This window comes from Haemophilus parainfluenzae T3T1 (assembly GCF_000210895.1).
Lineage (GTDB): Bacteria > Pseudomonadota > Gammaproteobacteria > Enterobacterales > Pasteurellaceae > Haemophilus_D > Haemophilus_D parainfluenzae_A.
Genome location: NC_015964.1, coordinates 1,528,362 through 1,553,220 on the forward strand (window position 1 = coordinate 1,528,362; position 24,859 = coordinate 1,553,220).

Annotated in this window: 21 protein-coding genes; 10 read left to right on the forward strand and 11 right to left on the reverse strand. The window is 39.7% G+C overall.

Going from position 1 to position 24,859, the window contains the following annotated elements:
- Positions 1 to 8: 8 nt before the first annotated feature.
- The 7 genes from PARA_RS07685 to PARA_RS07715 form a co-directional block, all read right to left on the reverse strand.
- Positions 9 to 1,463, reverse strand: a complete 1,455-nt coding sequence (locus PARA_RS07685) for a glycoside hydrolase family 32 protein (protein ID WP_014065268.1) — start codon at positions 1,461 to 1,463, stop codon at positions 9 to 11.
- Between the two features lie 61 nt (positions 1,464 to 1,524).
- Positions 1,525 to 2,451: an aminoimidazole riboside kinase gene (locus tag PARA_RS07690; RefSeq protein ID WP_014065269.1), complete on the reverse strand. Its 927-nt coding sequence runs from the start codon at positions 2,449 to 2,451 to the stop codon at positions 1,525 to 1,527.
- Positions 2,452 to 2,526: 75 nt separating this feature from the next.
- A complete protein-coding gene (gene tyrS / locus PARA_RS07695; protein ID WP_014065270.1) occupies positions 2,527 to 3,714 on the reverse strand; it encodes a tyrosine--tRNA ligase in 1,188 nt (395 codons plus the stop codon).
- Between the two features lie 137 nt (positions 3,715 to 3,851).
- Positions 3,852 to 5,231 (reverse strand): rhodanese-like domain-containing protein, encoded by a 1,380-nt coding sequence (locus PARA_RS07700; protein ID WP_014065271.1) that lies wholly within the window; start codon positions 5,229 to 5,231, stop codon positions 3,852 to 3,854.
- 17 nt (positions 5,232 to 5,248) lie between these two features.
- Positions 5,249 to 6,241, reverse strand: coding sequence for a YeeE/YedE family protein (locus tag PARA_RS07705; protein WP_014065272.1), 993 nt, complete (start codon positions 6,239 to 6,241; stop codon positions 5,249 to 5,251).
- Positions 6,242 to 6,476: 235 nt separating this feature from the next.
- Entirely contained in the window at positions 6,477 to 7,193 is a 717-nt protein-coding gene (gene sfsA, locus PARA_RS07710; protein ID WP_014065273.1) for a DNA/RNA nuclease SfsA, read from the reverse strand.
- 91 nt (positions 7,194 to 7,284) lie between these two features.
- The gene (locus tag PARA_RS07715) at positions 7,285 to 8,031 is read right to left on the reverse strand and encodes an SIMPL domain-containing protein (protein WP_014065274.1); all 747 of its coding nucleotides are present in this window, start codon (positions 8,029 to 8,031) and stop codon (positions 7,285 to 7,287) included.
- Between the two features lie 241 nt (positions 8,032 to 8,272).
- On the opposite strand from PARA_RS07715, the gene PARA_RS07720 reads away from it, so the two are divergent.
- From PARA_RS07720 to odhB, 4 genes are all read left to right on the forward strand, one after another.
- Positions 8,273 to 8,935: a Bax inhibitor-1/YccA family protein gene (locus PARA_RS07720; RefSeq protein ID WP_014065275.1), complete on the forward strand. Its 663-nt coding sequence runs from the start codon at positions 8,273 to 8,275 to the stop codon at positions 8,933 to 8,935.
- A gap of 124 nt (positions 8,936 to 9,059) precedes the next feature.
- Complete coding sequence (locus PARA_RS07725; RefSeq protein WP_014065276.1) at positions 9,060 to 9,764, forward strand: ComEA family DNA-binding protein; 705 nt, start codon at positions 9,060 to 9,062, stop codon at positions 9,762 to 9,764.
- 149 nt (positions 9,765 to 9,913) lie between these two features.
- On the forward strand, positions 9,914 to 12,721 hold the full coding sequence (gene sucA / locus PARA_RS07730; protein WP_014065277.1) for a 2-oxoglutarate dehydrogenase E1 component: 2,808 nt from the start codon (positions 9,914 to 9,916) through the stop codon (positions 12,719 to 12,721).
- Positions 12,722 to 12,778: 57 nt separating this feature from the next.
- Entirely contained in the window at positions 12,779 to 14,005 is a 1,227-nt protein-coding gene (gene odhB, locus PARA_RS07735) for a 2-oxoglutarate dehydrogenase complex dihydrolipoyllysine-residue succinyltransferase (protein ID WP_014065278.1), read from the forward strand.
- A gap of 101 nt (positions 14,006 to 14,106) precedes the next feature.
- On the opposite strand, the gene cytX is transcribed toward odhB, so the two are convergent.
- Positions 14,107 to 15,285, reverse strand: a complete 1,179-nt coding sequence (cytX, locus tag PARA_RS07740) for a putative hydroxymethylpyrimidine transporter CytX (protein WP_014065279.1) — start codon at positions 15,283 to 15,285, stop codon at positions 14,107 to 14,109.
- A 143-nt stretch (positions 15,286 to 15,428) separates the two neighbouring features.
- Between cytX and sucC the strand changes: the two genes are divergently transcribed.
- The 5 genes from sucC (at position 15,429) to cysB (ending at position 20,251) form a co-directional block, all read left to right on the forward strand.
- The gene (sucC, locus tag PARA_RS07745) at positions 15,429 to 16,595 is read left to right on the forward strand and encodes an ADP-forming succinate--CoA ligase subunit beta (RefSeq protein WP_014065280.1); all 1,167 of its coding nucleotides are present in this window, start codon (positions 15,429 to 15,431) and stop codon (positions 16,593 to 16,595) included.
- Between the two features lie 2 nt (positions 16,596 to 16,597).
- Positions 16,598 to 17,467, forward strand: coding sequence for a succinate--CoA ligase subunit alpha (gene sucD / locus PARA_RS07750; protein ID WP_014065281.1), 870 nt, complete (start codon positions 16,598 to 16,600; stop codon positions 17,465 to 17,467).
- Between the two features lie 122 nt (positions 17,468 to 17,589).
- A complete protein-coding gene (locus PARA_RS07755) occupies positions 17,590 to 18,213 on the forward strand; it encodes an L-threonylcarbamoyladenylate synthase (protein ID WP_014065282.1) in 624 nt (207 codons plus the stop codon).
- Positions 18,214 to 18,253: 40 nt separating this feature from the next.
- Entirely contained in the window at positions 18,254 to 19,264 is a 1,011-nt protein-coding gene (gene rluB, locus PARA_RS07760) for a 23S rRNA pseudouridine(2605) synthase RluB (protein ID WP_014065283.1), read from the forward strand.
- A gap of 15 nt (positions 19,265 to 19,279) precedes the next feature.
- The gene (gene cysB / locus PARA_RS07765) at positions 19,280 to 20,251 is read left to right on the forward strand and encodes an HTH-type transcriptional regulator CysB (RefSeq protein WP_014065284.1); all 972 of its coding nucleotides are present in this window, start codon (positions 19,280 to 19,282) and stop codon (positions 20,249 to 20,251) included.
- Positions 20,252 to 20,307: 56 nt separating this feature from the next.
- On the opposite strand, the gene PARA_RS07770 is transcribed toward cysB, so the two are convergent.
- Positions 20,308 to 21,372, reverse strand: coding sequence for an MFS transporter (locus tag PARA_RS07770; RefSeq protein ID WP_014065285.1), 1,065 nt, complete (start codon positions 21,370 to 21,372; stop codon positions 20,308 to 20,310).
- Between the two features lie 98 nt (positions 21,373 to 21,470).
- Positions 21,471 to 22,415 (reverse strand): 50S ribosomal protein L3 N(5)-glutamine methyltransferase, encoded by a 945-nt coding sequence (prmB, locus tag PARA_RS07775; protein ID WP_014065286.1) that lies wholly within the window; start codon positions 22,413 to 22,415, stop codon positions 21,471 to 21,473.
- Between the two features lie 84 nt (positions 22,416 to 22,499).
- Between prmB and smrB the strand changes: the two genes are divergently transcribed.
- Positions 22,500 to 23,009 carry an endonuclease SmrB gene (gene smrB, locus PARA_RS07780; RefSeq protein ID WP_005695969.1) on the forward strand — a complete coding sequence of 170 codons (510 nt, stop codon included), beginning with the start codon at positions 22,500 to 22,502 and terminating at the stop codon, positions 23,007 to 23,009.
- Between the two features lie 34 nt (positions 23,010 to 23,043).
- Here smrB and argS read toward each other — a convergent pair whose 3' ends face one another.
- The gene (gene argS / locus PARA_RS07785; protein WP_014065287.1) at positions 23,044 to 24,777 is read right to left on the reverse strand and encodes an arginine--tRNA ligase; all 1,734 of its coding nucleotides are present in this window, start codon (positions 24,775 to 24,777) and stop codon (positions 23,044 to 23,046) included.
- Between the last annotated feature and the right edge of the window lie 82 nt (positions 24,778 to 24,859).

The following is a 24,859-nucleotide window of genomic DNA, read 5'->3' on the forward strand; positions in this document are numbered from 1 at the left end:
AAAACCTTTTAAATATATTGAATAGCCGGTAAATAACCGATCATTAAATTTAACGGACGATTGCTGGCTATTGTATTCTCTCTGTTCTCAATGAAAAATCTTGATGTCATGGCTTTTTCACCGTGATTCAAGAAAATTTCAATAATTGAGCAATCAAAGAAGATTTCAACCGTCTGCAGATTTTCAATTTCGCAGAAACGTTTCGTATCGAATTTCTCCATTAATTCCGTTTGTTCGCTTTGACTGCGATCTAAGCAAATCAAACCATTTTCGTAAGATAGACGCAGTGATTGTCCTTTTTCATTTTGGAAGAAGGTTAAGTCAAAGGCTTGGTTATTTACCTCAAATTTAAGATACGCACGATCTAAATTAGCAATATCCGTTTTTCCATTGAGATGAAACGCTGAAAGTGCGGTCAGATTTTCGCATATTTTAGCAATCGGACGTTGATAAATTTTCGTCCCTTCTAAACGCAATTCTCTTGGCAAAGTTAAAGCTGAATGCCATTTAAATTTATCTGTTGGGTAAGTTAAATCTGGCAAACCAATCCAACCGAAAAGCACGGCATGAGTTTGGTTATCTAAGCCAGCAAATGTTTGTGATGCGTAGAAATCAAAGCCCTGATCTAATTCGCCGATATATTCTGCTTCAAAGGTTAAATCTGTTAATTTACCCACAGCGTAAGTCGCATGATAATTATTTTGGAATTGATGAGCTTCTCGATCTTTACCTTGTGGCGACCAAATAAAGACATCTTTATCACCGATCTTCAATAGGTCAGGGCATTCCCACATAAACACGTTTTTGTTGTCAAAAGCAGGTAAGGAAAGCTCGCCTAATAAACGAGGCGTATCTTCAAGATTGTCCATTTCAAAAATAATAGCTGTTCCTGTGAAGTTTTCTCGCTGTGCACCACAGATAAAACGGATTTTTCCGTCTTCAGTAAAATACGGTTTAGGATCACGAACATGCTCTGTATAACCTTCAGGTGCATTTTCAATTAATGGACGTTTGCTAAGCAATTTTCCATTAAGATCAAAAATCGCTAAATTTTGATAAGGCACGCGTTGATTATCACTTGGGCGACGGGTATTGCCGGTATAGAACATAGCCAATTTGTCACCAACTTTTAAAGCGCCACCAGAATAACAGCCGTGAGACTCAAAAAGCTCGCAAGGAATCAGATCATCTGCTGATTGATAATGTTGGAAATCTTTCGTGATTAAATGCTTCCAATGTTTCATCCCGTGAATGGCGTCGAATGGAAACCATTGGTAGAACAGATGATACTTTTCATCATCAAAAATCAGACCATTAGGATCATTCATTAAGCCAGTTGGTGGAGCAATATGATAGTGCGGTCGAAAATCGTTGTCTTTTTGCACGGTTTCAGCAATTTCTGCGAGCTCGCCTTTTTCTGCGGCTAGGATGCTTTTGTATTTGCCATTATTGAAAATAATCATCGTGATCGTGCCTCGTTAATGTGATTGGGTCAAAAGGTGCAATAATTTGCACCTTTGCTCCTTAGTTGGCTAGGAAGGCTGCTAATTGTGCTTTATTGGGTAGCGCAGACATCGCCCCTTTTGCTGTCGTAGCCAGGGCTCCGCAGGCATTAGCCTGACGGATGATTTGCACAAGCACATCATTTTCTTTCCAGTTTGGATGCTGTGAAAGTCCTGCAAGCAGGCCACCAACGAAAGCATCGCCAGCACCTGTTGTATCAACAGGTTGTAAGGCTTTTCCAGAAATCACATCTTTCTTACCTTCTAAGTGATAGAGTGCACCATCTTTACCCAAGGTCACGATAATCAATTTTTCAGGATAAAGTGCGGTCACTTTTTCAAAGGCTTTTTCAAGGCTGTCAGTATTGGTTAAAAGCGTTAATTCTTCTTCAGAGAATTTCAATACGTCAGCTAAGGCAACGGCTTCCATTACCACGGTTTTCATTTCTTCTAAGCTTGACCAAAGAGACTCACGTAAATTAGGGTCGAAAGAGAAGAAACCACCAGCAGCTTTAATACGACGAATAGCTTCGAACGTCGCTTCGCGTGATGGATTATTAATTAGCGCGATAGAGCAGCAATGCAGCCATTCACCTTGTTGGAATGGCGGTAAATCGCTCGCTTGTAAGAACTGGTCCGCACTTGGGTTTACCATAAAGGTAAAGCTGCGTTCGCCATTATCTAAGCCGACGATAACGGTAGAGGTGCGATGCTGCGGATCTAAAATCATATGTTGTGTATTCACATTTTCCGCATTTAAGGTATCTTGCATAAATTGGCCAAGCGGATCATTACCTACACGACCAATAAAGGCACTTGGGCTGCCTAAACGTGCGACACCAACAGCCACATTTGCTGGCGCACCACCGGCACAGCGTAAATAATGATTTTCACCGTCAGGAATAAGATCGACAACCGCATCACCGGTTACCCAGATTTTTTGGCTCATATTATTTTCCTTCTATTGTGGATATCAGTTAAAAAATAACCGCACTTAAAAAGAGCGGTCATTTTCATAGGTGTTTTATGCGATGGTTACGCGTGCGAATTTACGTTTACCGACTTGGTAAACATTCGTGCCTTTCGGTGCGTTGGCTTTCATGTCTTCGACTTTTTCACCATTGATTTTCACACCACCTTGTTTCGCTGAGCGAATCGCTTCAGAAGTAGAAGGAACCAGTCCTGCTTCTTTTAACAAGGTTGCTAAACCAATTTCGCCTTCAAAGGTGAATTCAGGCATTTCATCCGGCATTGCACCTTTTTGGAAACGGTTAATAAATTCTTGCTCAGCCGCCTCTGCAGCTGCTTCATCATGGAAACGAGCGATGATTTCTTTGGCTAATAAAATCTTCACGTCACGTGGGTTTTTACCATTTGCCACTTCAGCTTTTAATTCCGCAATTTCAGTGAGTGGGCGGAAAGAAAGTAAGTTGTACCAATCCCACATTAATTCATCCGAGATCGACATGATTTTACCGAACATATCGCTTGGTGCATCTGTCACGCCGATGTAATTACCTAATGATTTAGACATTTTCTTCTCACCGTCTAAACCAACAAGTAATGGAAGCGTAATCGCTACCTGTGGTTTCTGACCGGCTGATTTTTGTAACTCACGACCAACAAGTAAGTTAAATTTTTGGTCTGTACCACCAAGCTCCACATCTGCTTCCAAAGCAACAGAGTCATAACCTTGTAATAAAGGATAAATAAATTCGTGAATTGCGATAGGTTGGTTGTTACCAAAACGTTTTTTGAAGTCATCACGTTCTAGCATACGCGCTACGGTGTAGTTGCTTGCTAAACGGATCATCCCTTCAGTACCTAATTTACCCAGCCATTCAGAGTTGAATACGATTTTTGTTTTTTGAGGGTCTAGAATTTTGTAAATCTGTTCTTTATAGGTTTCCGCATTGCGAAGCACGTCTTCACGGCTAAGCGGTGGGCGAGTGGTGTTTTTACCAGATGGGTCACCGACCATACCAGTGAAATCACCGATTAAGAAATAGACTTCGTGGCCTAATTGTTGGAATTGACGGAGTTTGTTTAATACCACGGTATGCCCTAAGTGAATATCTGGAGCAGTAGGGTCTGCACCAAGTTTAATTTTAAGTGGGCGATTTTCTTTCAGTTTCTCGATTAAATCTGCTTCAGAAAGAATCTCATCAGTACCGCGTTTTAGTTCTGCGAGAACGGTATTAATATCAGTCATTCTATTTCCTAATGTTATTTCAATATTAAAGGCTACATTATAGAGATTATTCGACAAATTTGAATGCCTTGTTGTAAATTAAATGGAAAAAGGCCGCATAAATATGACTATTCTGCGGCCTTGTTTATCTTGATATATTAACTTTTACAAGAGTTACCTTTTTTCTGAATCTTGCCAAAATCATTATGTGCATCAGGTTTACTCATATTATTAGGGGCGCCTTTCTGTACTGGATATTTTGAATCCATTTGCCAAGCATTCCAACCACCATCATAGACATAAGTATTTTTCCATCCCATCATATTAGTCATAAACCAAGGTACACTAGCACGCCAGCCCGTACCGCAATAGAATGCAAGGTAATCATCTTTATTAATACCTTGTTGTTTCCAAAGTTCGACGATTTCTAACGGATTACGCAATGTATGATCGGGGTCGTAGTAATCGGCTAGATTCGATGAATCTGTACCCGCAAATCCCCATATTGCACCATAGGGTTCACCTTTTCCGGGAATGTAATCATAACCACTTATTTTTCCGGTGTATTCATCCCATGAACGATTACTGATTAGCTTCAAGCCATTTTCCTTTTGCGCTTTAATAACATCATCAGGCATTGAAAGGTTGATTTCAGGATGTTGAGGAATGGTTGTGCCGAAACTTGCGACAGGAGTGGGGATATTTACTTGAGTTTCGGTAGGTAAATTCGCATCGACCCAACCGGTTAAACCACCGTTTAGGAAACGGACATCTTCTACACCTGCCCATTTTAACGCCCATAATACTCGTAAAGCAGCAAGTTGATTTTCTGAGTACAGTACAATCGTTTTGTCTTTAGTAATGCCGTTTTTAATTAAGTTTTGTTCAATAACTTTTGGTGTAGATAAATTCCAAACAGGATCGTTTTCAATCCAATCCGTATTAAAATGGTACGCCCCAACAATATGTTGAGTGTAGGATTTCGCTTTTTCCAAATCGCCCCAAGATACTTCAAATACCATGAGTTTATCATTCGTATAAGTTTCTGGTTTTTCTCCATGAATGACTGCATTCAGCCATTGAGGTGATACGCTTAATTGATAGTTTGTAAATGACTCAAGCGGGTAGTCGGCATTGGCATAATTAATAAAGTCTTTAAAGACTTTTACCTTATAACCTTTAGCAGCAAATTCAGTGCTGATACGTTGTAAATCATCCAAATTGCTGTCATAGAAAACAATCGTTTTATCTTTACTAATTCCTTTGTCTTTAGCAAAGCTTTCGAATTTATCATCAGCAATATAATCTAACCATGCTGTCGTAAATTGAATCGCACCTTTAATATGTCCACCTTTGGTGGCGTTTTGATCTTTAAATCCGTTGTACAGACTGTCGTGACGAGTATCTACAATCAAATAAGTGGGATTATCGATATTTTTGAGAAGTTCTTCCGTGCTAATTTCGGTGACTTTATTTTGTTCACAAGCCGTTAATAAGGCTAGTCCTCCAAGTAATAAAACAACTTTGTTTTTTTTCATCATATCCTCCTTAAATATTAAATTCGACATTGTGTTGTTTTGAAAATAAAGGTGCTGAGCCAAACCCCAATAAGTATCATCGCTGTAGCGATCCATCCTTGGGCAGAAAAATAAGCAGTAGCAACTAATGAATTTGTCACTGTGCAACCTCCAGCTAAACTAGCACCGATACCCATTACCACTCCACCTAGTAAACGGCGGAATAGCATATCTGGTGGTGGAAGAGTTAATTTGAAATCAGCACAAACTTTAGCACTGACAAAGGAACCTATGATAATACCTATAACAAATAAGCTTCCCCAGTTTAGATAGCGCTGTTGACCCGTCACAATATATTGAATGACATTGGCGGTAGGTACAGCAATACCATAGCCATAATTACGTCCGGTTTGTGCACTTAAATACCATGCTAGCACCCCAAGCATGCCTATCAATGCTGCACCAGTGAATGGAGATAAGTATTTGAAACGTTTATTAGGATCTTGAAATTGATAGCGAGGATGTCGTATTTGATATATAAGCAGTAGTACCGTAATAAGGCATAAAGAGATGACTAGCCACCATGGGCTTATTTGCAGTTTTTGGTAGAAGTTATCGGTCACCATATTTTGTTGAAGCAACGGCGCAAGCCAATGTTTTAGTATGCCACTTTGTGCAGAAGCCACCGTTAGTGCAAAACTAAACAATGCCAACCAAGCACCTACAATGCCTTCACCACTACGAAACCATGTCCCACTACCACAACAACCGGCAGATGCCATACCGAGACCAAAGAGAAGTCCACCCAATACAGTCGCAGATAGAGAAAATTCCCCATTGGGCAACTCAATAAGCTCATAATGTTGTAGTGTGAAAAATCCTATGGATTGAATAGATATTGCAATACAAAGTGCGGTTGGAAAGCGGAAGTTTTTTTGCGTAAAAATATTCCGAAAGCCAGAAACAAAGCAGAATTGAGAACGTTGCAATAGAATGCCAAAGAGCATTCCGATGATGATACCACTTAACATAGATTAAACCTTAATACATATAAGAGTGACGATGATTAGAGCACAAAATTGTATCAAATAAAATATCTTAAGCTATTTTTTATACATATTTTTGATTTAGATAAAAAAAACGCCTATTTGTGGGGAAATAGGCGTGAAGTTGGAGTGATTATCTGTTTGTTTTTGGAATAATTAGATGATAACCATTCTCAAATACGTTGTCAATAACAAAATGCAAATAATTCTCAATTATTTTTTAATCGATGTAAGGTACACTTTCTGTGAGAGAAAGTGCGGTCGGAATGCCATCTGAAATTTCAAATTTTCCCGCATAAGCATAAGCTTCAACGCCTTGTGATTTGGCGTCCTTTAAAAGACGATCATATTCAGGATCTACAAACTCAGCGATTTTAAAACGATCAAAGCCATCATGTAGTCCGGCAAAGAGAACAACGGCGCGATGTCCTTGTTTTTTCATGGCTAAAAGCTCACGAACATGTTTTTGTCCTCGAGTGGTAACGGCGTCGGGAAACATGCCTAATGTACCTTTTACAAAGGTGATTGATTTCACTTCAACATAACAATCTGGCAAGCCTTCACCTTTAAGCAAGAAGTCGATACGGCTATTTTCTTCACCATATTTCACTTCAGGATAAATTTCATCGTACATAGCCAGTTCTTTGATTTGTTTGTTTTGCAAGGCTTCAAAGACTAGCTGGTTGGATCTGTGCGTGTTAATACAAACAAGTTGGCCATTTGCTAATTGTGTTAATTCCCAACTATGCGGATATTTGCGAGTTTGGCTATCAGAATGAGAGTACCAAACGGTATCACCTTTTTCACCACAGCCAGTCATTGCACCGGTGTTTGCACAATGAATGGTGATCATTTCGCCATTTGGTAATTCAATATCAGTCAAAAAACGTTTATAGCGACGAATTAATTTCGCGGCTTGTAGGGTAGGGAGTTGCATAGCGTATTCCTTGTTAAAAGAAAGTGCGGTCAAATTTTATGACGAAATTGACCGCACTTTGTTCTTATGAATGTTGGGTAAATATTAAAAATTATTCAATGGCATATTCAATAGTGACGACCAAGCGCGCTTTTTTCTCAATAGTGCTTGTGTCGTAGCTACCAGTGTAATCGCTAGAGTCATCTGCATCGGGATTTGGCGCTTGAATGTAGAATGGCCCTTGTGAAGCTGATTTTAATACGCCAACTTTTACGTTACTGGTTTTCGCGAACTCTTCAGCGCGAACATGCGCATCTTGGGTGGCTTTTGAAATTAACTCACGTTTAATTTGTTCAAGATTTTCTAAGTAGTAATTTGGATCACCAAAACTAATATCTTGGTTGTTAGCTACTAATTGGTGAATATTGGTGAGGGCTTTTTGTAACTTAGTCAATTCTTTAGTTGAAATTCGGATTGATCTTGATGCATCAAAGCCATTCTCTCTACTTTTGGTTTCCCCTTTTTCATTCTCATAATAGTCAGTATGAGTAGATACATCTAATTCTGTGATTTCTCGATTTTCATCAGTGAAACCTTGTGCTTTAAGGAAACGAACGGCTTCATTTAAGTTTTTCTGATTCGCTGCCATGGCATCATTATAAGTTGCTCCCCAACCATTTATGCGGATAACCCATGTGCCTTGTGTTGACGTATAGTGGCTTTCTGCTAATCCCTTAACTGAAATAGAACCAGTTTGACGTAAATTTTTAAATTGATTACCTAGGATAAATGCTGAAGCCATCAATCCGACGGCAAGAATGATGCCAAAAATAGCGAGATAAGATTTTTTACTGTTCATATAATGTCCATGATGTGGAATAAAGGAGTGCTTATTATAATGTAATTCATCTTATTGAGTAAGTTAATTTATTCACTATAACGCATATAAAAGATAACTTTAAAAGTTGACCGCACTTTTACCTTCTTAAATTTAAAAATTAAAACAAATTCTTGATTTACCATTGACTTTTTGACCTATAGCCCTTACTTTACGGATTGATGTTTCATCAACTTTATTCTTTATAAAATAAGGAGCTTTTATGCAATCTCGCATTGTTGTTAATTCACAGGAAGAATCACTACTTAGCACACATAAAGTGCTACGTAATACCTATTTCTTATTGGGATTAACGATGGCATTTTCGGTAGTTGTTGCTTATATCTCTATGAGCTTAAACTTGCCTTATCCAAATCTTATCGTATTGCTCGTGGGCTTTTACGGTTTACTTTTTGTGACAAACCGTTTAGCAAATAGTGCTTGGGGGATCTTAGCTGCATTCGCGTTCACTGGGTTTATGGGTTATACCATTGGGCCAATTTTAAACATGTATGTGGCGAGAGGAATGGAAGATTTAATTATGCTTGCATTCGCAGGTACAGCAATCGTCTTCTTTGCTTGTTCAGCTTATGTGCTAACAACAAAGAAAGATATGTCTTTCCTTTCTACCGCGATTTTCTCATTATTTATCGTGTTATTGTTAGGGATTGTGGCAAGCTTCTTCTTCCAAATCCCAGCACTAGCGGTAGGGATCAGTGCATTGTTTGTGGTGTTCTCAACAATGACAATCCTCTATGAAACCAGCAATATTATTCACGGTGGCGAAACAAACTACATTCGTGCAACAGTGAGTATTTATGTGTCAATTTACAACTTATTCATCAGCTTATTAAGATTACTTTCTATCTTCTCAAGCGATGATTAGTCAGTATTAAATTTAAAGACGCTCCTGATTAGGGGCGTTTTTTGTTTTGAACTAATTTTCTTAAGATAAGTCTTAGCATACAGGTTCGCTTGTCGAGCCTATTAATAACAAAACAGGAGTTTTTATGAAATCTTTAAAATCACTTTTAACATTAACATCACTTGCATTAGCGGTATCAGGTTCTGCATTAGCAACGAATACATCTGTATTACCAACAAAAGAATCAGTCGTAACTAATTCAAAATCAATGGTTGAAAGTACAAAAGCTGACGTGAAAAATGCGGCAAATGATAAGCTTAAATCAATGACTGATAGTGCGAGTTCAACGAAATCAAATGCATTAGATAAAGTAACTGAAGCTAAAGAAAAAGCAACATCTGCGAAAGATGCAATGAAAGATAAAGCGACTTCTGCAAAAGATGCGGTAAAAGAGAAAGCATCTGCTTTAAAAGAAAAAGCGACTGAGAATAATCAACCGTCCATGAAAGACAAAGCCACTGAAAAATTAAATTCAGTTAAAGATAATGCGAAAGAAAAAGCATCTGAAGCAAAAACAAAAGCCGCAGATAAAGTAAAAGAAGTGAAAGATAAAGCGACTTCTACAAAAGAGTCAGCAAAAGACAAAGTGGCCTCTTCAGCAAAAGTAAACATCAATAAAGCTGATGCAGAAACTCTACAAAAACTTTCAGGTATTGGTGAGAAAAAAGCACAAGCGATTATTGATTACCGTAACAAAGTGGGTAAAATCAAAAGCGCTTCCGAGCTTTCAAATATTGATGGTATCGGTGAAGCTACAATTGAAAAAATTTCTCCATACTTAAGTTTCTAAGAAAACTCAGATAAAACAGACCGCACTTTATGTGCGGTTTTTTTGTTGAAGTAGATCACAAAATTGTAACAAAGTGTGATTTGAGGATTATTTCTTTTTTTATCCTATGTATAATGGGCGGACAACATCATGTAATACAAGGGGTAGATATGCAGCATTACAATGCCTTTGATGAATGGTTGGCTTCAACCGCTTTGGGTGGTTCTAATCAATCGTATATTGAGGAATTATACGAACGTTATTTAGAAAATCCATCTTCAGTCGATGAAAGCTGGCGTGCCACGTTTGATGCATTGCCGAAAACAACCGCAGTGGAGCAACCACATTCACCAGTCCGTGATTATTTCCGTCGTTTAGCGAGAGAAAATACAACAGAAGCCGTGACGGTTATCGATCCAGAAGCCAGTGCAAAATTAGTCAAAGTCCTCCAATTCATCAACGCTTATCGTTTCCGCGGTCATTTAGAAGCAAAACTAGACCCAATCAATTATTATCGTTGGAAAGTCTCCACCGTACCTGAATTGGATTACCGTTATCACGGTTTTACCGAGCAGGATCTCAATGAAACCTTCAATATTAATCACTACGTCTATCATCGCGATAACATCAAATTAGGTGATTTAGCTGAAATGCTGAAAGAGACCTATTGCGGCTCAATTGGTCTTGAGTTTATGCATGTTCAGGATATGGAGCAAAAAAGTTGGCTACAAAGCAAATTAGAAAGCCAATTAAATAAACCGCTCTTTACCAAAGAAGAAAAAATTAATTTATTAAGTGAATTGACCGCTGCAGATGGCTTAGAACGTTATCTTGGTGCGAAATTCCCGGGGGCAAAACGTTTCTCTTTAGAGGGAAGTGATGCCTTTATTCCATTGATGAAAGAAATTATTCGCCATGCGAGCAAACAAGGTGTACAAGATGTGATGTTTGGTATGGCACACCGTGGTCGTTTAAACATGTTAGTAAACGTGCTCGGTAAGAAACCCGAAGATCTTTTTGACGAGTTTGCGGGTAAACATTCAGGCGAGCGTACAGGTGACGTGAAATACCACCAAGGTTTCTCTTCTGACTTCGCAGTCGGTGATCGTCGCGTGCATTTAACCCTTGCATTTAACCCATCCCATTTAGAAATTGTTAGCCCAGTAGTGATTGGTGCGGTACGTTCTCGTCAAACCAAAAAGAATGATACAGAGCGTAATCAAGTATTAGCGGTTACTGTTCATGGGGATTCCGCGGTAGCGGGACAAGGTGTTGTACAAGAAACCTTGAATATGTCGAATGCGCGTGGTTATACCGTTGGTGGCACAATCCGTATTGTGATCAATAACCAAATTGGTTTTACCACCTCTAACCCAAATGACACACGTTCAACAGAATACTGTACAGACATCGCGAAAATGATTCAGGCACCGATTATTCATGTGAATGGTGATGATCCTGAAGCAGTGGCTTTTGCGGCGAGAATGGCGGTGGAATATCGTAATTTATTCAAACGCGATATTTTCATTGATCTGATTTCTTATCGTCGTCATGGTCATAATGAGGCTGATGAACCATTAGCCACTCAACCAATGATGTATAGCATCATCAAAAAACATCCAACGCCACGTAAAGTCTATGCAGATCGTTTAATTGCTGAAGGGGTAATTACCGAAGAAGAAGCCATTGAAATGATGAATCTCTATCGTGATGCCTTAGATAATGGCGATCGCGTAGTGAAAGAATGGCGAGAAATGGATATCGCCCAAATGGACTGGTTGCAATATCTCAACTATGACTGGACATCCCCTTACGAAAGTAAATTCCCACAAGAACGTTTCCAAACTTTAGCAGAGCGTGTCAGTGAATATCCAGAAACCTTGCGTGCACATCCTCGTGTCGAAAAAATCTATGCTGATCGCCGTGAAATGGCAAAAGGCGAGAAATTGCTCGATTGGGGTATGGCAGAGACTATGGCATACGCAACCTTATTAGATGAAGGTACTAATGTCCGTTTATCGGGTGAAGATGCAGGACGTGGAACGTTCTTCCATCGCCATGCAGTTGTGCATAATCAAAATGACGGGACAGGCTATGTGCCATTAACACATTTACATGCCAACCAAGGTCGTTTTGAGGTGTGGGATTCAGTATTATCCGAAGAAGCCGTATTGGCTTTTGAATATGGCTATGCGACAACAGATCCAAAAACATTAACCATTTGGGAAGCACAGTTTGGTGACTTCGCAAATGGCGCACAAATCGTGATTGACCAATTTATTAGTTCTGGCGAACAAAAATGGGGCAGAATGTGTGGCTTGGTGATGTTATTACCACACGGTTATGAAGGCCAAGGTCCAGAGCACTCATCAGCTCGTTTAGAACGTTATTTACAACTTTGTGCTGAACAGAATATGCAGGTGTGTATTCCATCTACACCAGCACAGGTTTACCACATGCTACGTCGCCAAGCGATCCGTAAAATGCGTCGTCCATTAATTGGTATTTCACCAAAATCCTTATTACGTCATCCACTTGCCGTGTCAAGTTTAGATGAATTAGTAAATGGTACATTCCAAACGGTGATTGGTGAAATTGATAACATCGATCCGAAACAAGTTAAACGCGTGGTCCTATGCTCAGGTAAAGTGTATTACGATCTCTTGGAACAACGTCGTGCGAATAACCAAACAGATGTGGCGATTATTCGTATTGAACAGCTTTATCCGTATCCACATGAAGATGTGAAGAAAGCGTTAGAGCCTTATGCTCATGTGACGGATTATGTATGGTGTCAAGAAGAGCCATTAAACCAAGGCGCTTGGTATTGTAGTAAACATAACTTTGACAGCTCGCTTCCTGAGCATGTGAAGTTAAAATATGCAGGTCGTCCAGCCTCAGCTTCACCAGCGGTAGGTTATATGTCTTTACACACCAAACAACAAAAACAATTGGTAGAAGATGCGCTGACACTGTAAAAGTGCGGTCAAAATTTCAGTAATTTTTAAAGAAAGAATAATTTAAAGGAAAATAAAATGACAATCGAAATTCTTGTTCCAGATTTACCGGAATCCGTTGCGGATGCAACTGTTGCAACATGGCATAAAAAAGTGGGTGAGACAGTAAAACGTGACGAAGTTTTAGTGGAAATCGAAACAGATAAAGTGGTACTTGAAGTGCCAGCATTAAGTGATGGCGTAGTGGCTGAAATTCTTCAAGAAGAAGGCGCAACCGTAGTAAGTAAACAGCTTTTAGGTAAACTTTCTACTCAACAAGCGGGCGATATTTCATCAGAGACAGTGAAAGGCAATGAGCCAACACCAGCAGATCGTCAAAAAGCAGCCATTGAAAATAGCCACAATAATTCAGCAGATCAAGGTCCGGCTATTCGTCGTTTATTAGCTGAACATGATTTAGATGCAGAGAAAATTCAAGGTTCTGGTGTGGGTGGCCGTATTACTCGTGAAGATGTTGCACGTGAAGTAGCAAAACGAGATGCTCAAAAAGCGAAACAAGATGTAGCGACAGAGCAAAATACGGTTAGCACTGTGGCATATAGCTCTCGTTCAGAAAAACGTGTACCGATGACTCGTTTACGTAAACGTATTGCAGAACGTTTATTAGAAGCTAAAAATACCACCGCAATGCTCACGACATTCAATGAAGTGGATATGCAGCCGATTATGAAATTACGTAAAACATACGGCGAGAAATTTGAAAAGCAACATGGTGTACGTTTAGGCTTTATGTCTTTCTACATTAAAGCAGTCGTTGAAGCATTAAAACGTTATCCCGAAGTGAATGCTTCAATTGATGGTGATGACATTGTGTATCACAACTATTTTGATATTAGCATTGCCGTTTCAACCCCGCGTGGTTTAGTGACACCAGTATTACGCAACTGCGACAAACTTAGCATGGCTGATATTGAGAAACAAATTAAATCACTAGCAGAAAAAGGCCGTGATGGTAAATTAACCGTTGAAGATTTAACGGGAGGTAACTTCACCATTACTAATGGCGGTGTATTTGGTTCTTTAATGTCCACACCAATTATCAATCCACCACAAAGTGCGATTTTAGGTATGCACGCCATTAAAGAACGCCCAGTTGCGGTAGATGGCCAAGTTGTGATTCGTCCGATGATGTATTTGGCATTATCTTATGACCACCGCTTAATTGATGGTCGTGAATCAGTAGGCTTCTTAGTGGCGATTAAAGACTTATTAGAAGATCCAACTCGTTTATTATTAGAAATCTAAGCACATAGGCTTTTCTCTTTTGAGGGGAAAAGCCTTTTTTACATTGATGTGAATAAAAGGGCGGGAATAATGCCCGCCTTTCTATAGTTAAAATCCAATCTTTATTTAGCTATTTTGCGTACTAAGATTGCTAAGATAAAGGTAATGATGATAACAGGGAAAGTTAGACCTAAATCGGTTTCCCAACCTTTTGTCATAAGGAAACGATAGAGTACGAAGCCGACAAACCAAACACCGAGTCCAACACTATCAACTGATTTTTTAACATCATGCTGTTTAAGCACAAAGAAATCAGCGATAAGCACAGCGATCATTGGCGCGAATACTGAACCAATAAAGAACAAGAAATGTTCGTATTCTGTCACTGGTAAGGTTGAGGCTAATATAATGCCCACAATCACGGTAAGTACGGAGATTGGCGTGACTTTTAATTGGGGGAAAATATTGTTTAAACTCATGCCGGTGGAATAGGCGGGAAGTGCAGTGTTAATCATGGTAGAGGCGATGACAATTAATACACCAATAACACTTACACCAGCAAGAGAAAGAATTTGTGAGATTTCAGATTTACCGGTCACTAATGCTGCACCTAAGCCGAGAGCATACATCCAGCAGCTGGTCGCGGTATAAGTTAGCGTTGAAAGTGCGGTCGTTTTAAATGGTGTTTCGCTGTTCTTCGTGTGGTCAGATACTACTGGTAACCAAGAAAGTGGCATGACGGCAGCAATTTCTACAGCAGTACCAAATTTAATATTTTGTGCAACGTCCATGGCAATAAATGGTTTATTAGCTACTTGAATACTTAGCCACAGCATCAGTAAAAACATGGTGACAAGTGAGAGGCTTTTGAAGATACCTAATTTAGTGAAGCCGAGTAGTAGCCAAAGTATGATGAGTATGCCTAAGCCAAGTGTAAGGAATGGAAAGATGGAAGCATCAGCTGTTTGATTTAAGATAGAAATGACTTCAGCCCCCATATAAATCATGACAGCAGTCCATCCCATCAGTTGCATGGCATTGAGTAAAGAGAAAAGGGCAGAACCTTTTTCACCAAATGATATTTGTACCGTTTGCATGGCACTTTTTTGGGTTTTTGCACCGATGTAACCTGCACAGAAAAACATCGAACCACCAATAAAGTGCCCAACGACGATGGCAATTAAACCTTGTTGCCACCCTAGTGGCGCAAACCAAGTACCAGTGAGAATTTCTGCCATTGAAATAGCAGCAGTAAACCAAATGAGCGCAATCGCAAGATTGCTTGATTTTTTTGTTTGCATGTTGTTATCCTTAACATGGATTGTGGTTATTCTGGCTCAGTATATAACTCAATATGTAAAGAGCAAGCCCAGAATTTAAAATAAAACAAAGTGCGGTCAAATTTTGTTTGTTTCGCTAAACAACATCAAAATAGGAAGGAAATATGAATTTACATGAGTACCAAGCCAAGCAACTTTTTAAGCAATATGATCTGCCTGTGAGTGAAGGTGTCGTATGTCAAACAGCAGACGAAGCTGAAATGGCGCTCTTTCAGCTGAATGGCGATGTTTGGATAGCGAAATGTCAAGTTCACGCTGGTGGACGTGGAAAAGCCGGTGGGGTGAAGCTTGTTCATAATACAGAAGAAGCGCGTGCTTTTGCGGATAAATGGCTTGGCCAGCATTTAGTGACCTTCCAAACCGATAAAAAAGGCCAACCCGTTAATAGCATTTATATTGAAGAAACTTGCCAGATTGATAAAGAACTCTACTTAGGTGCGGTGATTGATCGTGCTTCACAGAAAGTCGTTTTTATGGCATCTTCAGCGGGAGGTATGAATATTGAAGATGTAGCAAGGGAAACGCCTGAACTAATCCATAAAGTCGCCATTGATCCTTTGGTTGGTGGTATGCCATATCAAGGTCGTGAATTAGCCTTTAAACTTGGCTTAAGTGGCGAGCAAAATAAACAATTTGCTGCTATTTTTGTGAAATTATCGCAGCTTTTTATCGAAAAAGATTTTTCTTTAGTTGAAGTGAATCCGCTCGTGGTGACAAAAGAAGGTAACTTAATTTGTTTGGATGCGAAAGTAGGCATTGATGATAACTCACTTTATCGTCATCCTGATTTGTTAGCCTTGCGCGATTTAAGCCAAAGTGATTCACGTGAAGCAGAAGCTGAAAAATATCAGCTTAACTATGTTGCCTTGGAAGGCGATATTGGCTGTATGGTTAATGGCGCAGGGCTTGCCATGGGAACCATGGATATTGTGAAATTATATGGTGGTAATCCCGCCAACTTCCTTGATGTTGGCGGTGGTGCAACAAAAGAACGTGTGGCGGAAGCCTTTAAAATTATTCTCACGGATAAAAATGTGAAATCAGTCTTAGTGAATATTTTTGGTGGAATCGTACGCTGCGATCTTATTGCTGAAGGGGTGGTTGCAGCGATCCAGGAAATAGGGGTAAAAGTGCCTGTTGTGGTTCGATTAGAAGGAACCAATGCCCCACAAGGCAGAGCAATTTTAGCGGAAAGTGGTGTGAATTTAATTGCAGCACATACTTTACAGGAAGCTGCTCAAGCGGCAGTGAAAGCGGCAAAAGGAGAATAATCATGGCGATTTTAATTAATAAAGAAACAAAAGTAATTTGCCAAGGTTTCACTGGTGCGCAGGGGACATTTCATTGCGAGCAAGCATTGGCTTATGGCACAAAGTTAGTCGGTGGGATTTCACCAAATAAAGGCGGAACAACGCACTTAGGTTTGCCGGTATTTAATACAGTACGTGAAGCAGTGCAAGCTACAGGGGCTACGGCAACCATGATTTATGTGCCTGCGCCATTTTGCAAAGATGCCATTTTAGAAGCTATTGATGCTGGTATTCAGCTAGTAGTCTGTATTACAGAAGGCATTCCAACATTGGACATGTTGTTGGTAAAACAAAAATTAAATGAAACGGGTGTTGTGATGATCGGCCCAAATTGTCCAGGTGTGATTACACCGGATGAGTGTAAGATTGGTATTATGCCGGGCAATATCCATAAAAAAGGCAGAGTAGGCATTGTTTCTCGTTCAGGTACTTTGACTTATGAAGCGGTAAAACAAACGACAGATGAAGGTTTTGGTCAATCTACTTGTGTCGGGATCGGTGGCGATCCTATTCCAGGATCCAACTTCATTGATATTCTCAAACGTTTCCAAGAAGATCCTGAAACTGAAGCTATCGTGATGATTGGTGAAATCGGTGGCTCAGCAGAAGAAGAGGCTGCTGCGTTTATTAAGTCCCATGTGACAAAACCTGTGGTGGCTTATATCGCAGGTGTGACGGCACCAAAAGGCAAGCGTATGGGACATGCGGGAGCCATTATCAGTGGTGGAAAAGGAACGGCGGAAGATAAAATTGCTGCTCTTGAAGCGGCAGGCGTGAAAACGGTGAGAAGCCTAGCTGAAATCGGTTCAGCCCTTCGTGAATTGTTGAAATAAAATACCTAAAAAATTGACCGCACTTTGGATGAGTTTTCAAAGTGCGGTCGTTTTTTATAACAAATTCTTATAACTATATCTAAATCGGTGTATAATCTCGTCAGTTTTTTAAGGACAAAATTATGAGCCAATTTTTCTATATCCACCCTGAAAATCCGCAAGCGCGTTTGATTAATCAAGCGGTAGAAATTTTGCGTCAAGGTGGCGTCATTGTGTACCCGACGGATTCAGGCTATGCCTTAGGCTGTATGATCGGCGATAAACATGCGATGGATCGTATTGTTGCGATTCGTAAATTGCCGGAAGGGCATAATTTTACGTTGGTATGTAGCGATTTATCCGAGCTTTCAACCTACGCAACGGTGAGCAATTCGGCTTATCGTTTAATTAAAAACAATACGCCGGGACGTTATACTTTTATTTTGACGGCAACGAAAGAACTTCCACGCCGATTAATGACCTCAAAACGCAAAACGATTGGCTTGCGTGTACCAGATAATCAAATAGCCTTAGATTTATTGAAGGCATTAGGTGAGCCGATTCTATCTTGCTCACTGATGTTGCCTGATAATGAACATATGACTTATTCCGATCCAGAAGAGATTCGCGAATGTTTAGAACGCCAAGTAGATTTAATTATTCATGGTGGCTATTTAGGTCAAGAGCCAACAACAGTGGTGGATTTAACGGAAGAATCACCAGTGATTTTACGTGAAGGAAGTGGTAGTACCGATCCTTTCATTTAACTTATTTTAGACGCTTGGGAAAGCGACAAAGGAAAAACAGATGAAACCTATTCAAAAACCAGTCAGACAAGAACGTGAAAAACAAGCGGGAAAACAACCGCACTTTGATCGTAAAGATCGTAAAAGTGCGGTCAATTCTGACATCAAATCAACCCCTAAAGCTAAGGTAGCTAAACCATCTCGTCAATCTACTGTAGAAGGTGAAAAATTACAGAAAGTGCTTGCGCGTGCAGGGCAAGGCTCTCGTCGTGAAATTGAAGCGATGATTGCTGAAAATCGTGTAAGTGTTGATGGCAAAATGGCGACTCTTGGCGATCGTATCGATGTACATTCTGGTGTAAAAGTGCGTATTGATGGTCGCATCATCAACCTTCAACAAGCACAAAAAGAAGTGTGTCGTGTGTTAATGTATTACAAACCAGAAGGTGAACTTTGTACTCGTAGTGATCCTGAAGGCCGTCCGACCGTATTCGATCGTTTACCACGTCTAAATGGCGCAAGATGGATTGCGGTAGGTCGTTTGGATATTAATACTTCAGGCTTATTACTTTTCACAACAGATGGTGAATTAGCTAACCGTTTAATGCATCCAAGCCGTGAAGTTGAGCGTGAGTATTCTGTGCGTGTATTTGGTCAAGTGGACGATGCCATGTTAGCGCGTTTACGTAAAGGCGTGCAGTTGGAAGATGGTCCAGCCAATTTCAAAGAAATCAAATTTGCCGGTGGTGTTGGGATTAACCAATGGTACGATGTGACTTTAATGGAAGGTCGTAACCGTGAGGTGCGCCGTCTGTGGGAATCACAAGGTATTCAAGTGAGTCGTTTAATTCGTATTCGTTACGGCAATATTAAGCTGATGAAAGGTTTACCGCGTGGTGGCTGGGAAGAAATGGATCTGGAAAACGTCAACTATCTACGTGAGTTAGTGGGCTTACCACCAGAAACCGAAACCAAATTAGACGTAACCAAACCTCGTCGTCGACCAAAATCAGGTCAAATTCGTAAAGCAGTAAAACGTTATACTGAGTTAAGTAAACGCTATAAAAAATAATAGGTGGTATTAGCGATGAAAATGCAGCAACTTCGCTATATTGTTGAGATTGTAAACCAAAATTTAAACGTGACAGAAGCGGCTAACGCGCTTTATACCTCTCAACCTGGTATCAGTAAACAGGTTCGCTTGTTAGAAGATGAATTAGGTTTAGAGATTTTTGAGCGTAACGGCAAGCATATTAAATCCATTACCCCTGCGGGTAAAAAGATCGTGGCTATTGCTCGTGAGCTTTTGGTGAAAGCGCAAAGTATTAAATCGGTTGCTAATGAATACACTTGCCCAAATCATGGCGTGTTACGCATTGCGACAACCAATACACAAGCGCGTTATATGCTACCAGCTGTGGTAGAACGTTTCTCTAAACAATATCCGGATGTGAGCCTGCATATTCATCAAGGTTCACCGACCCAAATTCACGATGCGTTGATTTCTGGCGAAGTGGATTTAGCGATCACGACAGAAGCGCCGTACCTTTTTGATGATTTGATTCAATTGCCTTGCTATTTGTGGAATCGTTCGGTGATTGTTAAACCCGATCATCCTTTAGCAAAAGTGAAAGAGCTTACCGTTGAAGAATTAGGTAAATATCCGTTAGTCACTTATACCTTCGGTTTTACTGGTGTGTCTGATTTGGATTATGCGTTTAACCGAGCTGGTATTTTGCCGAATATTGTGTTCACTGCAACGGATGCTGACGTGATAAAAACCTACGTGCGTTTAGGATTAGGTGTGGGCATTATGGCATCTATGGCGCATACGCCAGCCGATACGGATTTAGTGGCGATTGATGCAGGGCATTTGTTCCGTGCGAGTATGACGCAAATTGCCTTTAAACACAGCACTTTTTTACGCAATTATATGTATGATTTTATCGAATTTTTCTCACCGCACTTAACGCGTCCAATGGTTGAAAAAGCCGAGAGATTGCGTGATAACAATGCTGTGAAGAAATTGTTTGATAATGTCGAATTAGATGTGAAGTAAAATAGCAAAAATAAAAGGGCGGTCAGAATTTAATCCGAATTCTGACCGCTCTTTTTTTACAATAAAAATAAATGTGGCACTAAGTTCATGACGATAACTGTCGCGATAGAAAGCAATAATCGTGATGAGCCAAAGATAAAGCCTCGGTTGGTACCGTTATCAAATTTTACTAATAAATTCGCCATTGCTGTTAAGGCATAGACTTCAATCACCGTGAAGATGACTAAGTAAATATAAGCGGAAACCACAGAAATATATTTCAACGTAATAAACCAAGGCAAGATAATACCAACAGCCAAGATTGGTGCCACCCATAAGGTTTGTTTAATCGTTAAATTAATTTTTCGAGAAAAATAACCTTGTAGCGACACAGTCAACAAACCATTTACAAAAAGTGCAATGGGAGAGTGTTCTGGCATCCCTAATTTGTTATCAAAAAGAAACGGGAAGATCACAAAGAATGAGGTTGCAATGGAAAGAGGAATAAACAACATTAAATGCACAAATAAAAATTCTTTGGTGATGATTTCTTTAATTTGAGCAAAGCGAAACTTCACTAAGGTCTGCAAGGTTTGGATTTGATAAAACGGTTTTACCATTAAGGCAAAGAGAACCGCTTCCATCGCAAAGCAGACCCAAATCAACCATTCAATGTGATTGTATTTGATAAATGGAATCACCAATAAAGGCGCAAACATAGACGACATGGAAGTGACTTTCAAATATTTTCCCTGTAATCGGGTTTTCTCTTTGTATTCTCCACCCGCGAGCACCAATAGGCAGGCTTTTGCATTGGTACCAAACAAACAGCTACCTAATCCAAAACAGGTGGTGGCAATTAAAAGTAGAATGTAATTGTCCGCAGAGAGAAAGAAAATATAGGCGATGACATCTAAAAAGCATCCAAGTAACATCATTTTGGCCAGTCCAAAACGATCACCCCAGATACCGGCTAAAATAGCCAATGCTTGGTTGCAGAAAAAAAGCAACGAGAGCGAAAAGGCAATTTCACTGTTGCTTAATCCTTTTCCTTGTAAATAGATGAAAAATACCGTTTGCATGGAAAAGAATGCAAGGGTAGAAAAGAAACGACGAGTCAGTAAAAGTTTTTGTAAATTCATTGTTTTATTAAAAAAAAGAAAAGCACGCGTTTAGAACGCGCGCCAGTAATTGGTTAAGTGCGGTTAAAATTTATGACGATTTCTAACCGCACTTGAGATTAAAAAGAATCGTGATATTTCACTAAATCTTCGCGGCTAATGGCAAATACACCCAGGCCACCATTTTTTAGTTCAACCCATTCAAATGGCACATCTGGGTATTGTTCAATGAGACTTACCATGCTGTTGCCCACTTCACAAACGAGCATGCCATTTTGTGTTAAATAATCTGGCGCTTGTTTTAAAATTTGTTTTGTAATTTCTAACCCATCAACACCTGAACCTAAGGCTAATTCAGGTTCATAGTGGAATTCTTCCGGCATATCTGCTAAGTCTTCTTCATCCACATAAGGTGGATTGGTCACGATTAAATCATATTGTTGACCGAAGAGATTTTGGAATAAATCTGATTGAATCGGGAAAACACGATGTTCTAATTGGTGACGCGCAATATTGATTTCTGCCACATTTAACGCATCCACAGAAAGATCGACCGCATCTACCTCAGCTTCAGGAAAGGCTTCAGCCGTCGCGATTGCGATACAACCACTGCCAGTACAAAGATCCAAAATTCGTTTTGGCTCAGATTTTAAAAGCGGAGCAAATTTATCTTGGATTAATGCACTAATTGGCGAGCGAGGAATAATTGTGCGCTCATCTACATAAAATTCTAATCCGCAGAACCACGCACTATTCGTTAAATAAGCGACGGGCACACGTTGCTCAATACGGCTTAAAACTAATTGTACTAAGGTTTCTTTTTCTGAATGAGTCAGTTTACTGTTAAATAAATCTTGCGGTAAATCGAGTGGTAATTGAAGTCCAGCAAGCACTAATTGAAGGCTTTCATCCCATGCATTGTCATGGCCTTGCCCGTAATAAATATCAGAACGGTTGAATGTGCTGTATGTCCAGCGTAAAAAATCTTGAATGGTTGTTAATTCACTTGCTACATTATCTTCTAAGATTGTTGCAACAAGCTCTTGATTGTGTAAGGTTTCCATTTTCTGCCTCAATAAAAAATTTGGCTAGTTATACCATAGAATAGATGTGCTATCATTAAGCAAAATAACAAATTGAGAAAAATAATGACAGAACCAGATGATTTCGATCTTTTTCGGGCTGAAACTAAAGGGATTAAACCCATTAAGCAAGATACCTTTGTAGCGCCGCGTCAAAAGAGCGGTCAGAAAAAATCCCATTTACGTGATATTCGAGAAAAAGAGGATACGCTTTTCTATTTTTCTGATGAGTATGAACCATTGCTAAATGAACATGATGGTGTCATCAAATATTTACGCGAAGGGGAAGATAGCCATTTATTGAAACAACTTCGTCGTGGCGATTTTTCACCTGAATTATTTTTGGATTTACATGGTTTAACCCGTGAGCAAGCCAAAATGGAATTGGCAGCACTGTTGTTAGCTTGTGAAGATGAGCATGTTTATTGTGCGAGCATCATGACGGGCTATGGAACCTTTACGTTGAAAAAACAAATTCCACGTTGGTTAGTTCAGCACCCTAAAGTCCGAGCGTTACACCAAGCGCCCAAAGAATGGGGCGGAGAAGCGGCGATACTTATTTTAGTGGATGTATAAAGAAAAAAGTGCGGTCAAATTGACCGCACTTTTTTTACATTTTTTCGATTGTCTTAATGCCTAATAACGCTAAACCTTGTTTTAAGGTTTTCTCTGTAAGAGAAGCGAGTTTTAAACGGCTTAATTTTACGTTTTCATCTTCTGCATTTAAGATTGGGCAGTGTTCATAGAATGAAGAGAACGCACCTGCTAATTCATATAAATAAGCACAGAGTACATGCGGTGTCCCTTCTTTACCCACCGTTTGAACGGCTTCTTCAAATTGAAGCAATTTGATCGCTAATGCACGTTCTTTTTCATCAGAAAGCTGAATCTTCGCTTCTGCAAGTGCGGTTGGATTCACGTTTGCTTTATTGAAAATTGAACGAATACGCGTATAAGCATATTGCATATAAGGCGCGGTATTACCTTCAAAACTGAGCATATTATCCCAATCGAACACATAGTCAGTGGTGCGGTTTTTGGAAAGATCCGCATATTTCACCGAGCCAATACCTACTGCTTCAATAACCGCAGTTTTTTCTTCATCAGATAAGTTGGTATTTTTCTCATTGATTAATACAGTGGCACGCTCAATCGCTTCATCTAATAAATCTGCTAATTTTACGGTGCCGCCAGTACGAGTTTTGAATGGTTTACCATCTTTACCCAACATCATACCGAAGTTTTTATGTTCAAGTGAGAAACTGTCTGGCACATAACCGGCTTTACGCGTAATTAACCACGCTTGTTGCATGTGTTGGCTTTGGCGTGTATCAGAGAACACTAATGCGCGATCCGCTTTTAAGGTTTCATAACGATATTTAGCCGCCGCGATATCGGTAGTGGTATAAAGGAAACCGCCATCTTTCTTCTGAACGATTACCCCCATCGGTTCGCCTTCTTTGTTTTTGAATTCATCAAGATAAACAACCAATGCACCTTCATCTTCAACCGCTAAACCTTGTTTTTTCAGATCTTCAACGATAGCAGGTAACATCGGGTTATAAAGGCTTTCACCCATCACATCTTTTTCAGTCAATGTGACATTCAAACGATCGTAGTTACGTTGGTTTTGTTGCATGGTAATATCGACTAATTTTTTCCACATTGTGCGGCAATATTCATCTCCACCTTGCAATTTCACTACATAGTTACGCGCTTTTTCAGCGAAAGACTCATCTTCATCGTAATGTTTTTTCGCTTCGCGATAGAATGCTTCAAGATCTTGAAGTTCCATTTCGCTTGCGTGTTCATTTTCCATTTTTTCAAGATAAGCAATAAGCATACCAAATTGCGTACCCCAGTCACCTACGTGGTTCGCACGAATAACGTTATGACCTAAAAATTCAAGGGTACGAACAACAGCATCACCGATAATGGTAGAACGTAAGTGACCTACGTGCATTTCTTTTGCAACGTTTGGTGAAGAATAATCAATCACGATGGTTTGTTTTTCATTTGCGCTGACACCAAGATTTTGATCTTTTAATGCAGCAGAAACATTATTCGCTAGCCAAGTTGGATTTAAGAAAATGTTGATAAAACCCGGACCAGCAATTTCCGTTTTTTCAGCGATATCAGAAAGATCAGCATGATCTAATACTTTTTGTGCAAATTCACGAGGATTTAAACCTAGTTTTTTAGCCGCAGCCATGATGCCGTTTGCTTGGTAGTCACCAAATTGTGGTTTACCAGATTGACGAATAAGCGCATCACATTGCTCATCTGCACCAGCTGCAATCATCGCCTGTTTAATTTTATCGGATAAAATAGATTGAATATTCACGGTTTTTCCTAATCTTGAAATTGAATAATGAAAATAATCGGCTATGATACCGTTGTTTAGTGATTTCTCAAAGTAAGAGCAG

Bases quoted from the DNA above. Each gene is read 5' to 3' on its own strand.
- PARA_RS07685 (WP_014065268.1), bottom strand. From the start codon at position 1,463: ATGATTATTTTCAATAATGGCAAATACAAAAGCATCCTAGCCGCAGAA.
- PARA_RS07690 (WP_014065269.1), bottom strand. From the start codon at position 2,451: ATGAGCCAAAAAATCTGGGTAACCGGTGATGCGGTTGTCGATCTTATT.
- tyrS (WP_014065270.1), bottom strand. From the start codon at position 3,714: ATGACTGATATTAATACCGTTCTCGCAGAACTAAAACGCGGTACTGAT.
- PARA_RS07700 (WP_014065271.1), bottom strand. From the start codon at position 5,231: ATGAAAAAAAACAAAGTTGTTTTATTACTTGGAGGACTAGCCTTATTA.
- PARA_RS07705 (WP_014065272.1), bottom strand. From the start codon at position 6,241: ATGTTAAGTGGTATCATCATCGGAATGCTCTTTGGCATTCTATTGCAA.
- sfsA (WP_014065273.1), bottom strand. From the start codon at position 7,193: ATGCAACTCCCTACCCTACAAGCCGCGAAATTAATTCGTCGCTATAAA.
- PARA_RS07715 (WP_014065274.1), bottom strand. From the start codon at position 8,031: ATGAACAGTAAAAAATCTTATCTCGCTATTTTTGGCATCATTCTTGCC.
- PARA_RS07720 (WP_014065275.1), top strand. From the start codon at position 8,273: ATGCAATCTCGCATTGTTGTTAATTCACAGGAAGAATCACTACTTAGC.
- PARA_RS07725 (WP_014065276.1), top strand. From the start codon at position 9,060: ATGAAATCTTTAAAATCACTTTTAACATTAACATCACTTGCATTAGCG.
- sucA (WP_014065277.1), top strand. From the start codon at position 9,914: ATGCAGCATTACAATGCCTTTGATGAATGGTTGGCTTCAACCGCTTTG.
- odhB (WP_014065278.1), top strand. From the start codon at position 12,779: ATGACAATCGAAATTCTTGTTCCAGATTTACCGGAATCCGTTGCGGAT.
- cytX (WP_014065279.1), bottom strand. From the start codon at position 15,285: ATGCAAACAAAAAAATCAAGCAATCTTGCGATTGCGCTCATTTGGTTT.
- sucC (WP_014065280.1), top strand. From the start codon at position 15,429: ATGAATTTACATGAGTACCAAGCCAAGCAACTTTTTAAGCAATATGAT.
- sucD (WP_014065281.1), top strand. From the start codon at position 16,598: ATGGCGATTTTAATTAATAAAGAAACAAAAGTAATTTGCCAAGGTTTC.
- PARA_RS07755 (WP_014065282.1), top strand. From the start codon at position 17,590: ATGAGCCAATTTTTCTATATCCACCCTGAAAATCCGCAAGCGCGTTTG.
- rluB (WP_014065283.1), top strand. From the start codon at position 18,254: ATGAAACCTATTCAAAAACCAGTCAGACAAGAACGTGAAAAACAAGCG.
- cysB (WP_014065284.1), top strand. From the start codon at position 19,280: ATGAAAATGCAGCAACTTCGCTATATTGTTGAGATTGTAAACCAAAAT.
- PARA_RS07770 (WP_014065285.1), bottom strand. From the start codon at position 21,372: ATGAATTTACAAAAACTTTTACTGACTCGTCGTTTCTTTTCTACCCTT.
- prmB (WP_014065286.1), bottom strand. From the start codon at position 22,415: ATGGAAACCTTACACAATCAAGAGCTTGTTGCAACAATCTTAGAAGAT.
- smrB (WP_005695969.1), top strand. From the start codon at position 22,500: ATGACAGAACCAGATGATTTCGATCTTTTTCGGGCTGAAACTAAAGGG.